The organism is Pseudomonas sp. W2I6 (assembly GCF_030815935.1).
Classification (GTDB): domain Bacteria; phylum Pseudomonadota; class Gammaproteobacteria; order Pseudomonadales; family Pseudomonadaceae; genus Aquipseudomonas.
In genome coordinates, this window is record NZ_JAUSXJ010000001.1 from 2709067 (window position 1) to 2724409 (window position 15343).

The following is a 15343-nucleotide window of genomic DNA, read 5'->3' on the forward strand; positions in this document are numbered from 1 at the left end:
AGTCAAGACTGCCGCCATGGAATCAGGGAGCGTCGTACATGCTGAAAAAAGTGTTGTTTGCTACATCACTGTTAGCGACCATGATGATTGCCGTACCCATCGAGGCCAACGCTGCAGTAAGCGTGGAAGAGACCCGGAGCATCGCCAAGGACGCCTATGTTTTCGGCACACCGATGGTGGATACCTACCGGGTCATGTATGCGTTCTCGGTTGATAAAACCAACCCGCAGTATAAGGGCCCGTTCAATAGCATCCTCAATGTCTCCCGGGTTTTTACCCCGGCAGATACCGCGTTCGTCACCCCGAACTCTGATACGCCCTACTCGTTCGTAGGCCTGGACCTGCGAGCAGAACCGGTGATCATCAGTGTCCCGCCGATGGAGAAGAATCGGTACTTCGTATTCCAGTTGATGGATCTCTACAGCTTCAACTTTGCGTATATTGGCAGCCGTTCCACTGGCAACCAAGGCGGCACATACATGATCGCCGGGCCCAACTGGGAAGGTGAAAAACCTAAAGGCGTGGACAAAGTCATCAAGGCCGAAACGGAAATGGTTTCGGTGGTGGGCCGTACTCAGTTGTTCAATCCAGCCGACCTGGATGACGTTAAAAAAATTCAGGCCAACTACAAGGTTCAAACCCTCTCCGCATTCCAGAACAAACCTGCCCCAAAAGCGGCGGCTGAGGTGAACTGGATCAAACCGATAACGCCTGCCGTCGAACGCACATCCCCGGAGTTTTTCAACCAGTTCGCCTTCCTGCTGCAATTCGCCCCGATCCATCCGAGTGAGGCTGTGTTGCGTAAGCGTTTCACCGAGATCGGTATCGAACCGGGAAAACCGTTCAACGCCTCGAAACTGTCGCAGGAGCAGCAAGCTGCGCTGGTGGCGGGTATGCAAGACGGCCAGAAAGAAATCGATCAGTTACGCAACTCGTTGGGCGGTAAAACAGACACCCTATTCGGCACCAGAGAATATCTGAAGAACAACTATGTCGTCCGCGCCACAGGTACCCAAATGGGCATTGGCGCGAACTCGCGTGAAGAGGCGATGTACCCCATCTACGACAAGGACGCTTCTGGTCAGTCCCTTGATGGCAGTCAACACAAGTACACACTGAAATTCGCGAAGGGTCAGCAACCACCAGTGGAAGCATTCTGGTCGTTGACGATGTACGATCTGCCAAAACAACTGCTCGTGGACAATGCGATCAACCGCTATCTGATCAACTCGCCAATGCTGCCGAACCTGACCAAGGATGGCGATGGCGGACTCACCCTGTACATCCAGCACGAGTCCCCGGGCAAAGACAAAGAGGCGAACTGGCTGCCGGCGCCAAACGGGCCATTCATGGTCACGATGCGCTACTACTGGCCGAAACCGGAACTTCTGTCCGGAAAATGGAAATCGCCGCTGATCGAGCAAGCGAAGTAGCCGCCAGCCAACGACAGCCCTGTGAGTAAAACTGGGCTGTCTATTCCGTTGCAAGTGTACTCCCCCAGAGACACAGCCATCGGCCAAAAGCAGACGCTCAGCGATGGGGGCTAAGCGATGTATTTCATCCCTTAATAAGCTTTAGAAAGCTTTCAGCCTCAGAACGGTTATGGAACATCAAAGTGAAGGTGCCCAGCGTAAGCAAGCAGCAAGGGGGAGATTCGATTTCTTCGAAAACGATTTTCACAGACGTCCTCCAGTCAAACCTTAATTACGTAGTTACAGGAAGTAGCGGTTTGACCTGCCTTCCATCCTGAAACACCCGATCCTTACCATCATGCTTGGCCTTATACATATTGCTGTCGGCGCATTTGAGCACCGCTGACATGTCCGATGTCGCTCGGAACGGCGCGACGCCCGCGCTGCAAGTGAATTGATGCGGAGGCAATACGCTGCTACGGATGTTGGCCAGCAGGCGCAACGCATATTCATTAGCAACCGCATCATTTTCGCCCAACAACAAGACACCGAACTCCTCACCTCCAATCCGTCCGACACTGTGGCTGCCAGCGGTGGTTTTCAGGCACCCGGCCATGGCACACAAAATCTTGTCACCGACATCGTGACCGTACTGATCATTTTTTAATTTAAAGTCATCAATGTCCAACATTATGAAGTAGCCGCTGTGACCTTCAGCCAATATCTTTTTGAAGGTCTCTATAAAGGCCCGCCGGTTAAGTAAGGAGGTGAGAAAATCTGTCTCCGCCAATGTCCTGAACTCACTTTCGACCAACAATACCGACCGCATGCTTCTTAAAAAGGTAAAGCTAAGAGTAAAACCAATGGACATGGAAGCAACGCAAAAAATTACCACATAAACTTCCAGTTCCCGGTAAAAGCCAACGTCCAAAGTGGGCCACATCAGCATCCAGACCAGTAATGTAGAAAGAAGATAGTCCTGAACTGTGACGAATAAGATAGCACTGCTTACCACCATGATCACAGCAAGGGGCAGCGTAAAGACGCGTAACTGCACATTGGTGTCAATCACATATGCAAAGCCGAGCGACAAAATTAATATATAGACGCCGCCGAGCATTCTCCATATGCGGAAATCAGCAACTACGCGATGGACGTACCAAATAACAAACAACAATGTTGTGACCAATAGATTCGGTAGATTTAACGTTGTCGCAGGCTCAATCAGCAAAACGCAAAGCCAGGAAACAATTCCTGCCATTTCAATCTTGGTAACCGCTGGTGACAGCAGCGTTCGCATTCTTGGTCGAACTTTGAAAATCGCCGGCATCCCTAAACTCCTTTTCCGAAACGGCCAAAATGTGACGTGAACGTGTGGGCAATACCTGACCAATGACTTAAGTGTATTTCGGCATCTATACTCCTGTTATCAATCGGAAAAGACTGCACGCAAAAACTTTCATATTGCTTTCACCATCAACGAAGAGGCGTTACCGCGACGCAGATAGAGCATTCAATGCAGGTCGCTGGTGACTCTGCCAATGGCTTTCACGACTTGCTTTGCGCCTGACTGGATAGCCACCATCGCCATACCTGCCTGTTCGGACAGTTCCAATAAAACGTCGGCTTGGTCTCTGCTGCACTGGACATGCAACGCTGCTGCGCCAGCCAATTCTCGGTTTTGCCTGACCACGCAGTTAATCTCCCGCGTGGCTGCACTGGTACGGCCGGCGAGTTTGCGCACTTCATCCGCCACGACAGCGAATCCTCGCCCATGCACTCCAGCGCGTGCAGCTTCGATAGCGGCGTTAAGCGCCAAAAGATTGGTCTGGGTGGCAATGGCGCCAATCGTGTCGACGATGGAACCGATCAACTGCGACTGCGATTCAAGCGCGGTCATGCTGTCGGTCACCAAGGCCATCTGTTGGGCGATATTCTGTGTTCCAAGTACGGAGTCGGCGACCAATTCCATACCTCGGTTAGCTTTTACATCGGTATCTAGCGACACGTCGTAAGCCATGGTCGCTGCTTGTTTGATTTGGTCGGCTTTTTCAACTTGCTCGGTCACTACACTGGCGAATTTGGCAATTTTATAAACCCGACCGGAAGCGTCTCTGATGGGATTGTAAGTGGCCTCTAGCCACACCACTTTTCCGCTTTTATCTACCCGGCGAAAGCGACCAGCGTTAAACACGCCATTGTTCAGACTCTTCCAGAACTCGGCGTAATGCGCCGACGCCACGTCCTCCGCCAGGCAGAACAGGCGGTGATGCTTGCCCTGTATCTCCGCAAGGTTATAACCCATGGCCTGGACGAACGATTCGTTGGCGTAAATGACCTCACCCGCGAGACTGAACTGAATCATCGCCATCGAGCGGTTCAGTGCGTTGAACATTTCGATGTCCTCCTGTTCGTCTTGCGCCAGAGGTGGCGCAACCATGCCGTAGCCTTGAAACGTCCGGTTCGCTGCAGCGATCCAACCTACATTGAGTGTCACAGCACGGCCGTCGGAGGCACGATAGCGTTGCCGTTGGATGGCGCACAGGTTGGGTGCAAAATCATTCTGCGGTTCCGCGTTGATGTTACTCATTGCCATATTTGAAAGCTGTTCCAGCGAGTATCCCAGCGTTTGCGCAAACCGCTGGTTGGCCGAGATAATCCGACCAGCACCATCGACACGTATTGAAAGAAAAACCGCTTCGATACCGGCAACTGTACCGAGCGACAGGGACAGTTCCTCTTGACAGGCAAAAAGAGCATTCTTTATCTGGCGATTAAACACGCTAAACTCCGGTATAAACAATTACAACAGAAAAAGACATTGCTCAGTGTTTAAGTCGATCCCGAGAGGGAAGGTTAAATAACAAACGAACTCATTGGGGCTAGCGTCCACAAACAATGCAAATACCGCCAAACTTGTTTTACACTTCGCTTTCATCAACTCCCAGTTCCATGCTGACCCGTGCAACTGCGAAGTAAATTGACATGGCCCGCCGCATCAGTTCGAGAAAGGCCGGGCTCAACTCCACCAAGCGTTTATCGCATTTGAAATAGCCGTGTAACTGGCCTTCCCTTATCATGCGCTGCATGTGTGTTTTGGATACGCCCAGACGCGATGAAAGCTCAACGTAAGAGGATACTTTGTAGCCAGTCTCTAGCGAGCCGTTGCGCAAGGCATCAGCATAGAGTGCGAGCATCGGCAGGTGACCGCCATCCCGGTTGAGAATCCATTTCGCTTCAGGCAAAAGCTTGTCGAGCAGGAAGTCGCCTTCGAGTATTCTGGCAAACCCTCGAAAAAAAACGCGCAATAGATCCGCACTTCTCCCCAGGCCCGACAACCAACTGTCGTATGGAGAGATCATCTGCGAAGGCAGTAGATACGATTTGATTAGCTGCGCGGTATTGCACAGCGCTTTATCCGTGGGTCGGAAGCTACGTTGGCGTCCGTCCTGGACATGTAACCGGACATCCAGATATCCGCTGATAGATAAAAACGAGCAATATGAGTCCAGGCTGTTGCGAGACATATAGCCACGTTCTTGGCAAAATGCTTTCACTTTGGATAAGGGGACTTGCTCATCTTTATAACTAAAGCTCAACAAAGACAGGGCTACCATGAACCGGTCATATTTCAACAGGTTTTTATAGAATGAAGGCTTTTGTCGATAGCTCTCCATAACCAAATCGAAATGCAGGAGAACAGCTTCGTCTATGTTGCCTCGGGTCATTTCGTAACTGGTCTCTTTCAAATTCTCAAGCAGATCAGTCTTGTTCATCGAGTACACAACCCTTAATCGGCAATATCAAACGGCTACCATTCGCAATACGCACAGTATATGTGTATTCGAACCGCTGGCAGGTTCACCCCAAAAATGTTTTATGACCTGACGCGCTTCGATTACCGGTCATCCGCAAGCGTGTCTGATCGATGCCCTCCGGCTTAAAGACGCGCTGCGTGCATGAATCCGTTCGACCAATTGCAGCCAACAACGCATCACGATAATTCCCGCCCGTCCTTGCATCATGATCCTCGCCACGTTCCCCTCGTGCCACCGAACTATAGTTGTAGGATCTAACCCATCTTGGAGTAGGCCAGCGCGAATTCATCGTCCAGGATCCTGACGGTTGTCTCGTCAGGTTGGTAGCGCGGTTGGGTGAGAGGCCGACTTGCTCAATCTGAATTTGAATCTGAGCCAAGCCGACGTTGAGGTCTTGGGTCCAGCGGACGTAGTTCAACGTCCGCTAATGGCCCAGAGTGTGTAAAAACAGATCAGCCAACGGCTCTGGACCAAGGTTCTCGTTGCTGGATCTGCTAAAAGTTTCCCTGAGTGAAGCTGGCGTTTTTACGTGGCCCCGGCCGAATGTAGGCTTGAAAGATCGTTTAGTCGAACTCCACATCTGATGCGAGTTCTGGATACTCAATCTTCATGTCTGCAAGGCATTTTTGCATGAGCTTCGCATCCCCCGGCAAACGTCTGGATAAAGTATCCCACCCTGAAATTTTCAGTTGCGCGGGCATTTGCACGAGTCCTGTAATTGCGTCCCAGAAAGCATCCCAATTACAGCCGTACCAGCCGGGGAATCCGAGCGCAACCCTCAAGGTGGAATGGAGTTCATCGGAACTCGCCACCCCACTCAAGTCAATCTTTACAACCTGTAAGCGGGTCATCGTCAGCACCTAAAAATTGTTCACCGGTGAGAGGGGTAACTGAAGTTTGCTTCTGCCATGGAGCCTATACCTCCACGTACCTTTGCTATGATTTCCGAGGGAGTTAACTCAGGGATCGTCAATGAAGCGCTTCATCCAAGGCGAACATCGCGGCCAAAGCACCTTGCTTCCCGAGAGCCTTGACGACTACGTCAGTGATACCAATCAAGAGCCTGCCCTCGCTGAAGTGGCGCAAGGTCGATGTCCTCGAAGGAGAGGACGCCCGGTCCACCGTGTTGGTGGATTCGTATTCCTTTCATGTCATTCCCCTTTTCATTGGGCTTCAGCAACGCCCCTACCAATGCGACCAAGGTCACCGCAGTCTATGAGGACGTTGCATTCGCTCGAAATCAGTCCAGATATTGCTGGAAGAAACCTTTCAATTTATCGAAAGGAATAAGGGTGACCTTGTCGTAGAGATCGACATGTCCCGCTCCGGGAACGATATAAAGCTCCTTAGGCTCAGCGGCGAGCGCGTAAGCCTCCTCGCTGAAAAACCGCGAATGTGCATGCTCACCTGCAATGAACAGCAGCGGCCGAGGAGAGATATTGGCGATATGTTCAAACGGGTAGAAATTCAGCAACGGTCCAGTGCTGGTCATCGACATATCCGTCGAGGCACGTGGATGCTGGCCTCTTGGCGTACGGTAATAATCAAAGAACTCCTTTTCGACTTCGTAGGAGTCTTTATTCAGAGCCGTAGGAACGCCTGGCTCGTACTTAACCGTACCGCCGTCAAACTCAGCCCAGCGTTGCTCGCCAATGGCTTTCAACGTTGCTGCCACCTGTTCTTTGTCGACGTTTGGCGCTAGGCCTTGGCGACGGGCGCGGCCCATGTCGTACATGGATACAGTAGCGATCGCCTTCATGCGCGGGTCAATCTGAGCTGCGCTGACAGCAAAGCCACCGAAGCCACAGATACCAATAATCCCGATCTTCTCTTGGTTCACAAACGGTCGAGTGCCGATGAAGTCGACCGCAGCGCTAAAGTCCTCGGTGTAGATTTCAGGTGATGAGATATGGCGGGGTTCACCGCCGCTCTCACCACCAAAAGAGGCATCAAAAGCCAAGGTAACAAACCCTTCCTCAGCCATACGCTGCGCGTATAGACCTGCGGTCTGTTCCTTCACGCCGCCGAACGGGTGACCGACGATAATCGCCGCATGCTTCTGAGTCTTATCCAGGCCTTTAGGCAAGTACAGGTCACCCACAACAGAAAGATTGATTCTGTTTTTGAAGGTAACCTTCTGCACAGTCACCTTATCGCTGCGCGGAAAGGTTTTATCCCATTTGTCTTCTTCAGCCGCATAGCTGCCACCAGTGGCTACGCTTGCGCCCAGTGCCATCGCTGCAATGATATGTTTCATGCTACGTCCCTCTAATATCGATTCAAGAGATAACCAAACAGCCAGGTCTCGATGGGCAGAGACCTGTAAACCTCAAATGCCCAGCTTGTTTTATGGGTGAGCGTTGCGAAGCGCGGCCCAGGCAAATGCTGCGGAGCCCGCTAGAGCAACAACACCGAATGCAAATGGACTCCACCAGCCCAGGGCGTCGAACATAAATCCGCCCAAGCCTGCGCCCAAGGTGATGGCCAGTTGGATCGTCGCCACCATCAGACCGCCGCCTGCCTCAGCATCGTCTGGCAGGGTTTTGCTCAACCAAAGCCCCCACGCTACCGGCGCTGGCGTGGCCACCAGCCCCCAAACGGCGAGCAGGAATTCGACTGCCAAAGTCGAACTGCCCATGGCGATCAAAACCGCTGCAACCAGTGCCATCGATAACGGAATTCCGATCAGGTACGCATACATGCGGTGTTGCAGGAGCGCCCCTATCAGATAGATGCCGATGACCCCGAAAACACCCAGCAGCAGCAACATGAGAGACAGGGTGGTCACGCTCACCTGCGTGATCGTTTCAAGGAACGGGCGCAGATAGGTGAAGACGGCGAACTGGCCCATGAACAACAGCATGATTGCGAGCATTCCAATTGCGACCTGAGAATTGCCCAGCAGGCGGAATGGGTTGCTGGATCGGGCACTAGGCTCGCTACGCATTGCGGGGATACTTGCCCACTGCCAAGCGAATGCTAGAACTGCCAGTGGAACTACCAGGAAAAAGGACCCTCTCCAGCCAATGTATTGACCCAGGAAACTGCCCAACGGAGCAGCAACAGTAGCGGCCAGCGCGTTGCCGCCATTGATAAGCGCTAATCCCTTTGCGACGGAATTTTTAGGGACGAGCTTCATGACTGTTGCGGTGGACATCGACCAGAAGCCACCAATGGCCACTCCCAACAATGCACGCCCGGTCATGAACATCAATCCATTGTGCGCAAAGGTGACGATTAAACCCGAGACTGTCAGAAGCAGACTGAAGCCGAGCAGGACCTTTTTCCGGTCAAATCGTCCTGTCAGCGGTGTATTCAGCAAGCTGGTGAGTACTGCGAAAAAACCCGAGATCGAAATAGCTTGGCCAGCTTGGCCCTGGCTGATACCCAGATCCTGAGCAATGGGTGTGAGGAGGCTGACCGGCATGAACTCTGAGGCGATTAGAACAACAACACACAGCGCCATTGAGAAAACGGCGCCCCATGCGGGTGGATGTGAAGCGGACGTTGCGCGCCCAAGCGTGGCATCAAATGTGGTCATATATCTTTTACCTGATGAATCTGCATCAACGTCAGCTACGGTGTGGACCGTGCGGCGTCAGTGGGAGACAGATGGATTCTGAATTTGAATGACAGCTTAAGGTGAAACCATTACCGTGATTAGCCACCATAGTTTTCATGTAGTGTTGAGAATAAATCAGCAATGAGCGCACCCAAGATCAACGATCTACAAGCCTTTCTCGCCGTTGCCCGTGATCAAAGTTTCACGAAGGCTGCGGCAAAGTTGGGCGTTACACCCTCGGCACTAAGTCACACGATCAGAGGGCTGGAAGCGCGGTTGGGTGTGCGCCTGCTTGCGCGAACTACGAGAAATGTGGCTCCTACCGAAGCTGGCGAAAAGTTGGTGCTCTCGATCGGGCCGCTGTTCGACCAGATCACTGCCGAAGTCGAAAGGCTCGGTGAGCTGCGAGATAAACCAGCGGGAAGGATCCGAGTGACTTGCTCGGACGATGCAGCTGAAAGCATCATCAGACCGATGCTTACAAGCTTTCTTGAGCAGTACCCCGACGTCAGTGTAGAAATCAGCATCGACTACGGCTTCACCAATATCGTGACCGACCGTTTCGATGCAGGCATACGCTTGGGCGAATCGATCAGCAAAGACATGATCGCTGTTCGAGTCAGTCCGGACTGGCGGTTGGTGGTGGTGGGAGCACCGGCCTACTTCGCCCGCCACGCAGCTCCCGTCATTCCGCAGGATTTAACCCAGCACAATTGCATCAACATTCGTCACACGATGGATGGCGGGTGCTATGCGTGGGAATTCGAGAAGGGTGACCGCAAGCTCAATATTCGTGTGACCGGCCAACTGACCGCCAACAGCATGATTCATGTCGTCAACGGTGCCCTCGACGGTATAGGGCTGGCGTATGTTCCCGACTTCATGGCCAAGCCCTATCTCGCTGATGGCAGGCTACAAGAAGTGATGCCGGAGTGGTGCCCCTACTTCCAGGGCTTTCACCTTTATTACCCGAACCGGCGACAAGCCTCATCCGCTTTCACCGCGTTCGTGGATGCGGTGAAGTATCGAGGCAACTGACCTTGGCCGATGGAGGACATCGGAGTTTCGCTGACGGGCGAAACCCACCATACGTTTCCGACGGCCAGGTCTCACATAGTCAATGGTTGTGAGGTGGGGCAACGCTTGCGCCTGGACCAGCTTGATATTGTTCATCGGTGACCTTCTCCAGCCACTCAACATTCTTGCCATTCAGTGCTTCTTGCACGGCAATATGCGTCATTGAAGTGGTCATGGTTGCACCGTGCCAATGCTTATGTCCCGGTGGACACCAGATGACATCGCCTGCCCGAATCTCAACAATTGGCTCGCCCTCACATTGGGTCCAACCGCACCCTGAGGTGACGATGAGCGTCTGGCCTAATGGATGAGTATGCCAAGCGGTACGAGCGCCCGGCTCAAAGGTCACACTCGCTACCGAGACACGCGCTGGCTCAGGTGGGAAGTTGAGCGGATCGATCCGAACGGCTCCGGTGAACCACTCTTCTGGGCCTTTAACAGATGGTTGAGAACCTGCACGTTTAAGTTCCATAGTTTCCTCTACACAGTTCCAATGGTTGCAATTACGCGGTCGGCATCCGGCCCCCGCGGATTTTAGAAACCTCGCCGAACAAGACGCCAAAAACTTGCTATTCGGGTAGCGCGTACGCAATCACGTAGTCGCCTTTCTGTGTCGTGGCCGAGTTACCACCAGCGCTTATGACTACGAACTGTCTTCCGGTTTTCGGCGACACGTAAGTCATGGGCGTGGCTTCAGCTCCAACCGGCAATCGCCCCTTCCACAACTCCTTGCCAGTGCGCACATCCAGCGCACGAATGTAGAAGTCTTGGGTTCCAGCCATAAACACTAAGCCAGTGGCGGTAGTGATGGGGCCTCCACGTGTCGGCATGCCAATAGGCATAGGCAAGTGTGTGGCAATACCGAACGGCCCCGTTTGTTCGGTGGTGCCGAGCGGTGTCGACCAGGCAACTTTGCGGGTGGCCAAGTCGATAGCGCTGATGGTTCCATACGGTGGCTCCTGGCAAGGAATGCCCAGCGGTGAAAGGAAACGCCCCTGCTCGATACCCCATGGTGTTCCCACCTGGGGAGCGTTGCCTTCATGGCCTCCGCCGCTGAGGGTCTTCTCGTCGTAGGCAGCGCGTGGAATCATTCGGTTCCAGATCGCAACACGGGTGTCGTTGACGATCATGTAGCCGAGGTTCTCGGCAATGGAAACAGAGCCCCAGTTCATACCTCCGAGCCAGCTCGGATACTGAATCGTCAGCCGCTCGCTTGGCGGTGTGAACTCACCTTCATACCGGGCTTTACGAAAATCAATCCGGCAGATCAACTGATCCAGCGGCGTAAGCCCCCACATCCGTTTTTCACTCAATGGCTCTGTACCTATGGCCGGCATACCTACCGAGTAAGGCTGGGTCGGAGAGCTTCGATCATCTGCAACGCCGCCTTGGGGAACGGGGTGCTCTTCGACTTGCGCTATAGGTTTTCCGTTACGTCGATCAAGCATGAAAATCTGGCCACGCTTGGTGGTCTGGATCAGAGCAGGCAGCGCCCCTCCTTGACCATCAGGAACGTCATACAGTGCCGGCTGTGACGGCACGTCATAGTCCCAGAGGTCGTGATGTACGGTCTGAAAACGCCACCGTTCGCGTCCCGTAGCGATATCTAGCGCAACTATGGATGACGAGTAGCGGTCGTCCGCCTCCGAGCGATGACCACCCCAAAAGTCCGGAGTCGCATTACCGGTCGGCAAGTAAATCAGCCCCAACGCGTCATCGAAGGCGGGCGTCGACCACACATTAGGCGTGCCGGCCGTGTAGCTTTGCCCAGGAGGCGGCTCTCGGGTGATAGCCGGATTTCCCAAGTCCCATGCCCAGACCAAAGCCCCTGTATGCACATTGAAGGCGCGAACGACACCGGAGGGTTCGCCCGTTGTCTGGTTGTCCCAAACGAGACCACCGACGACTACCAGATCGCGTACTACAGTCGGTGCCGCAGTAGGGAAATAAAGCTCCTGTTTAGAACTGCCCATGCCGATGCGCAGACTCACGCTGCCACCTTCACCGAAGTCCACACATGACTGGCCTGTCTGCGCATCAACAGCGATCAAGCGGGCATCGACGGTAGTGGCAATGATTCGACGTGTACACGCTGCCGTGGGCGTATCAGACGATACTGATGAAGGCTCAGGCGCGACGCCGTAGTAACCCACGCCTCGGCATCTTGGGTAGACATTGTTGGCCTGTGCTTTGGAATCGTGGTGCCAAATCTCCTTACCCGAGTCGGCATCCAATGCAAACAATTGGCTGGATTGAGTGCAGCCATAGAGAACGCCGTTGACGTGAAGCGGTGTTACCACGTGGCCTTGGCTGTCTTTGGGAATTTCTCCGGTTCGGTAAGTCCAGGCAACCTTAAGGTCTGCGACGTTACTGGGGGTGAGTTGGTCCAACAGAGCATGGCGGGTCCCGGAAGGTGTATGCCCAAAATAGCGCCAATCGGTAGCCGGTTCGACTGTCCCCACAGCCTTGCCTGGTACAGGTTCAGGAGCACTATCGGCCGTCTGTATAGGCTGCGGCTGCAAGGCAGAATAGAAAGTCACGATCAGGCCGAGCGCAACGATCACAGCGCCCATATAGGCAAACGGAACAGATACTCGTTGCTCACGCCCATGAAAGTGTGGCATCGCTACAAGCACGACGACAGCGAGTGCCGCTAGTGCGAACAGACGCGAAAACAGCGGCCAGAACGCGAACCCCACATCCCAGAGCGACCAAATGATGGATGCCGCGAACACAACAAGATAGAGCACTGTCCCGATCAGACGGCGCTGTATCACGAAGGCGCCGCTAAGGGTTAGACCCAAACCTGCGATCGCGAAATACCAGGAGCCGCCAAGGGTGATGAGATATCCACCGCCCACCAGCATGAACAGGCCTACCAATAAAATCACTGTGCCCAGGATAATCAGGCAAACGCTGTTCATCTTCGAGACGTTGGTGGGTGACATCGGATTCTTATTCCTTTAACTGGATTTCAAGCGCAACCCAACCAACGACTGTAAAAGAGCCGTCCTCAATGGAGGCAGGGTCATGCCTGTGGCTCAAGAGTTGCGCGCTTTAACTGCCAACGGCCCCTTTGCATCGTCTTAACGCATGATGAAACCGCCATCCACGGAGATGGATTGACCAGTCACATAACTTGAGGTGGAACTACTCAGCCACAGCACCGCGTCGGCGATTTCCTCAGGAAGGCCATGACGGCCCATAGGTACGCTTTTCACCATCGTTTCCAAAGCCTCACCCTGCCCTGCTGCGACCAACTGGTCGGCCATTGGCGTCCAGATCAGCCCTGGGCATACGGCGTTGATGCGGATGTTGCGCGCGGCATATTCAAGCGCAGCGCTTTTGGTCAGACCGATAACTCCATGTTTTGCAGCGTGGTAGTTGGCCCGCTCGGCGCCTCCTACCAGCCCGCCCAAGGAGGAGCAGTTGACGATGGTTCCGCTGCCCTGTCGGCGCATGTATTCAAGTTCATATTTCATGCAGCTCCACACACCGCGAAGGTTGATAGACATGACTTTGTCGTAGTCCTCCACAGTCGCATCGGCGACCTCTGCAAGAATGTTCTGGATGCCCGCATTGTTGAACGCAGCGTCGAGACGGCCAAAGGTCGAGATGGTTTCATCCACCATAGCCTTCACCTGATCGATTTCCCCAACATCGCAACCAATGCCAATTGCCTGAAAGCCTGCTTTGGCCAAGGCCTCAGCCGCTGCACAAGCAGCATCTTTATTGATGTCTGCCAGAGCGACGGATGCGCCGGCGGCCGCGAAGGCCTTGGCTGTGGCCAGGCCAATCCCCGAGGCTGCGCCGGTAACCAGCGCAACCTTGTTTTCAAATGAAAAGCCCATCGGTGATTCCTCAATAGAAAAATTGATTTAACAGAGGTCGTGGAGTCATCGTTACACCTCGGCTTGAAGAGTCTGCTGCTACCGCATGTTCATTAATGATTACATCCCTTCAAACTAGACAACATCGATGGCGATGAATACCTGGGGTAAACGGAATGATCTGTTGAGTAATACTCAGCAGTAAGGTGAAAAGCGGGCGGTGCAAAGCTTGCAAGGCAGCGTTAACAGAGCAGATCCATTAATGAATTCCGCTCAGTATTTCATGTGGTTTTTGGCGGGTAGTCCAAGGATCGGCCATGTACTAGCTTTGTCAGTTCGATCGCTAGTTAGCAGGAGCTGAACCATGCAAACCCTCGCCTCCATGAGTGCGCTTGCCGCCGCTTTGATGACCTCATCGCTTGTGTGCGCTGATGACATCGCCAAAGACCAGGCAATGAACGTCGTCAGGAACGGAGAGCAAGCGTCTATCCAAGGCGCGCCCTCTAACTTCGTTGGTAATGCTCGGATCGACCCTCTGTTTCCTGTCCGCGCGCCATCGAAAGTTTCAGCAGGTGCGGTGACATTTCAACCTGGCGCTCGATCAATGTGGCATACCCACCCACTTGGCCAGACGCTGGTGGTGACGGCAGGAACAGGCTGGGTGCAACAGGAGGGCGGACAAAAAATCGTCATCAAGCCAGGCGACGTAATCTGGACACCTCCGGGAGTGAAGCATTGGCATGGAGCTACTGCGACTACAGGCATGGCCCATATCGCAATCCAGGAGTCGCTGGACGGAAAAAATGTCGAGTGGATGGAGCCTGTTACCGAAGTGCAATACGAGGCGTCGCGATGAACATTATGAAAGCGAGCTTGACCTCGCTATCAATTCTGCTCGCGGCATGCACCTCCTCCGGCCGGACCAGTAGCGCATCGCATTCACCTATTGTTCCAAGCCTGGCAGACATGCGCGCAGTATCACCAGCGCTGGCGCATAACACTGAATCGACTCTTCTGGGTGAAGTCTGGAAGCGTCCCGGCTTGTCGCCGCGTGATCGCAGTCTTGTGACTTTGGCGGTGCTGATTTCCAAACAGCAAACGGCTGAAATGGCTTATCACTTCAATCTGGCACTTGATAACGGTGTAACACCCGCCGAACTGTCTGAAATGATCAACCACCTTGCTTTTTATACGGGCTGGGGGAACGCAACGGCCACCGTACTCATCGCGAAGGATGTATTCGCAGCGCGCCGTATCACCCCCGATCTGCTACCACCGGTATCACCAAAACTGCTGCCTATCGATGAGGCCTCGGAAAAGGTCCGTACAGCCTTCGTCGACAAGACGGTTGGTCCGGTCTCCCCGGGGCTGGTGCAGTACACCAGCACTGCGTTGTTCCACGACTTATGGCTGCGGCCAGGCCTTGCTCCCCGTGACCGCAGCTTGATCACAGTGAGCGCGCTGATAGCCACCGGCCAGGTTGCTCAACTTGGCGCTCACCTGAACCGTGCCATGGACAATGGGCTCGCCCAGGACGAAGCCTCGGAAATGCTGACGCAGCTCGCGTTCTACGCGGGCTGGCCAAATGTGTTTACGGCAGTTCCGGTGGTTAACGAAGTGTTTTCCAGCCGCCAGAAAACCTGA

Annotated in this window: 12 protein-coding genes and 4 pseudogenes; 6 read left to right on the forward strand and 10 right to left on the reverse strand. The window is 53.7% G+C overall.

Going from position 1 to position 15343, the window contains the following annotated elements; genetic code table 11:
* The first annotated feature begins 38 nt into the window (after nt 1-38).
* Nucleotides 39-1433 (forward strand): DUF1254 domain-containing protein, encoded by a 1395-nt coding sequence (locus QF039_RS12735; RefSeq protein WP_307518565.1) that lies wholly within the window; start codon nt 39-41, stop codon nt 1431-1433.
* 271 nt (nt 1434-1704) lie between these two features.
* Here QF039_RS12735 and QF039_RS12740 read toward each other — a convergent pair whose 3' ends face one another.
* The 4 genes and pseudogenes from QF039_RS12740 to QF039_RS12750 all read right to left on the reverse strand — a co-directional run bounded on the left by QF039_RS12740 (nt 1705) and on the right by QF039_RS12750 (nt 5188).
* On the reverse strand, nt 1705-2742 hold the full coding sequence (locus tag QF039_RS12740; protein WP_307518567.1) for a GGDEF domain-containing protein: 1038 nt from the start codon (nt 2740-2742) through the stop codon (nt 1705-1707).
* Between the two features lie 183 nt (nt 2743-2925).
* Nucleotides 2926-3291, reverse strand: a pseudogene (locus QF039_RS33720) (methyl-accepting chemotaxis protein); the annotation flags it as partial.
* A gap of 183 nt (nt 3292-3474) precedes the next feature.
* Nucleotides 3475-4194: pseudogene (locus QF039_RS33725) on the reverse strand (PAS domain-containing protein); the annotation flags it as partial.
* Nucleotides 4195-4333: 139 nt separating this feature from the next.
* On the reverse strand, nt 4334-5188 hold the full coding sequence (locus QF039_RS12750; RefSeq protein WP_307518571.1) for a hypothetical protein: 855 nt from the start codon (nt 5186-5188) through the stop codon (nt 4334-4336).
* A gap of 311 nt (nt 5189-5499) precedes the next feature.
* Here QF039_RS12750 and QF039_RS12755 point away from each other — a divergent pair.
* Nucleotides 5500-5592, forward strand: a pseudogene (locus QF039_RS12755) (VOC family protein); the annotation flags it as partial.
* A gap of 201 nt (nt 5593-5793) precedes the next feature.
* Here QF039_RS12755 and QF039_RS12760 read toward each other — a convergent pair.
* On the reverse strand, nt 5794-6081 hold the full coding sequence (locus QF039_RS12760; protein ID WP_105642014.1) for a barstar family protein: 288 nt from the start codon (nt 6079-6081) through the stop codon (nt 5794-5796).
* A 121-nt stretch (nt 6082-6202) separates the two neighbouring features.
* Here QF039_RS12760 and QF039_RS12765 point away from each other — a divergent pair.
* Nucleotides 6203-6286, forward strand: a pseudogene (locus QF039_RS12765) (hypothetical protein); the annotation flags it as partial.
* 184 nt (nt 6287-6470) lie between these two features.
* Here QF039_RS12765 and QF039_RS12770 read toward each other — a convergent pair.
* Both QF039_RS12770 and QF039_RS12775 read right to left on the reverse strand, forming a co-directional pair.
* On the reverse strand, nt 6471-7487 hold the full coding sequence (locus tag QF039_RS12770) for an alpha/beta hydrolase (protein WP_307518573.1): 1017 nt from the start codon (nt 7485-7487) through the stop codon (nt 6471-6473).
* Between the two features lie 90 nt (nt 7488-7577).
* Nucleotides 7578-8771 carry an MFS transporter gene (locus tag QF039_RS12775; RefSeq protein WP_307518576.1) on the reverse strand — a complete coding sequence of 398 codons (1194 nt, stop codon included), beginning with the start codon at nt 8769-8771 and terminating at the stop codon, nt 7578-7580.
* Between the two features lie 162 nt (nt 8772-8933).
* Here QF039_RS12775 and QF039_RS12780 point away from each other — a divergent pair, with 162 nt between their 5' ends.
* On the forward strand, nt 8934-9830 hold the full coding sequence (locus QF039_RS12780; RefSeq protein ID WP_307518578.1) for a LysR family transcriptional regulator: 897 nt from the start codon (nt 8934-8936) through the stop codon (nt 9828-9830).
* Nucleotides 9831-9909: 79 nt separating this feature from the next.
* Here QF039_RS12780 and QF039_RS12785 read toward each other — a convergent pair whose 3' ends face one another.
* From QF039_RS12785 to QF039_RS12795, 3 genes are all read right to left on the reverse strand, one after another.
* A complete protein-coding gene (locus QF039_RS12785) occupies nt 9910-10341 on the reverse strand; it encodes a cupin domain-containing protein (RefSeq protein WP_307518580.1) in 432 nt (143 codons plus the stop codon).
* A 97-nt stretch (nt 10342-10438) separates the two neighbouring features.
* Nucleotides 10439-12817, reverse strand: coding sequence for a membrane-bound PQQ-dependent dehydrogenase, glucose/quinate/shikimate family (locus tag QF039_RS12790; protein WP_307518582.1), 2379 nt, complete (start codon nt 12815-12817; stop codon nt 10439-10441).
* Nucleotides 12818-12955: 138 nt separating this feature from the next.
* A complete protein-coding gene (locus QF039_RS12795; RefSeq protein ID WP_307518584.1) occupies nt 12956-13720 on the reverse strand; it encodes an SDR family NAD(P)-dependent oxidoreductase in 765 nt (254 codons plus the stop codon).
* Nucleotides 13721-14063: 343 nt separating this feature from the next.
* Here QF039_RS12795 and QF039_RS12800 point away from each other — a divergent pair, with 343 nt between their 5' ends.
* Entirely contained in the window at nt 14064-14555 is a 492-nt protein-coding gene (locus QF039_RS12800) for a cupin domain-containing protein (RefSeq protein WP_307518586.1), read from the forward strand.
* Entirely contained in the window at nt 14552-15343 is a 792-nt protein-coding gene (locus QF039_RS12805) for a carboxymuconolactone decarboxylase family protein (protein ID WP_307518588.1), read from the forward strand. Before QF039_RS12800 ends, QF039_RS12805 begins: the two co-directional genes overlap by 4 nt.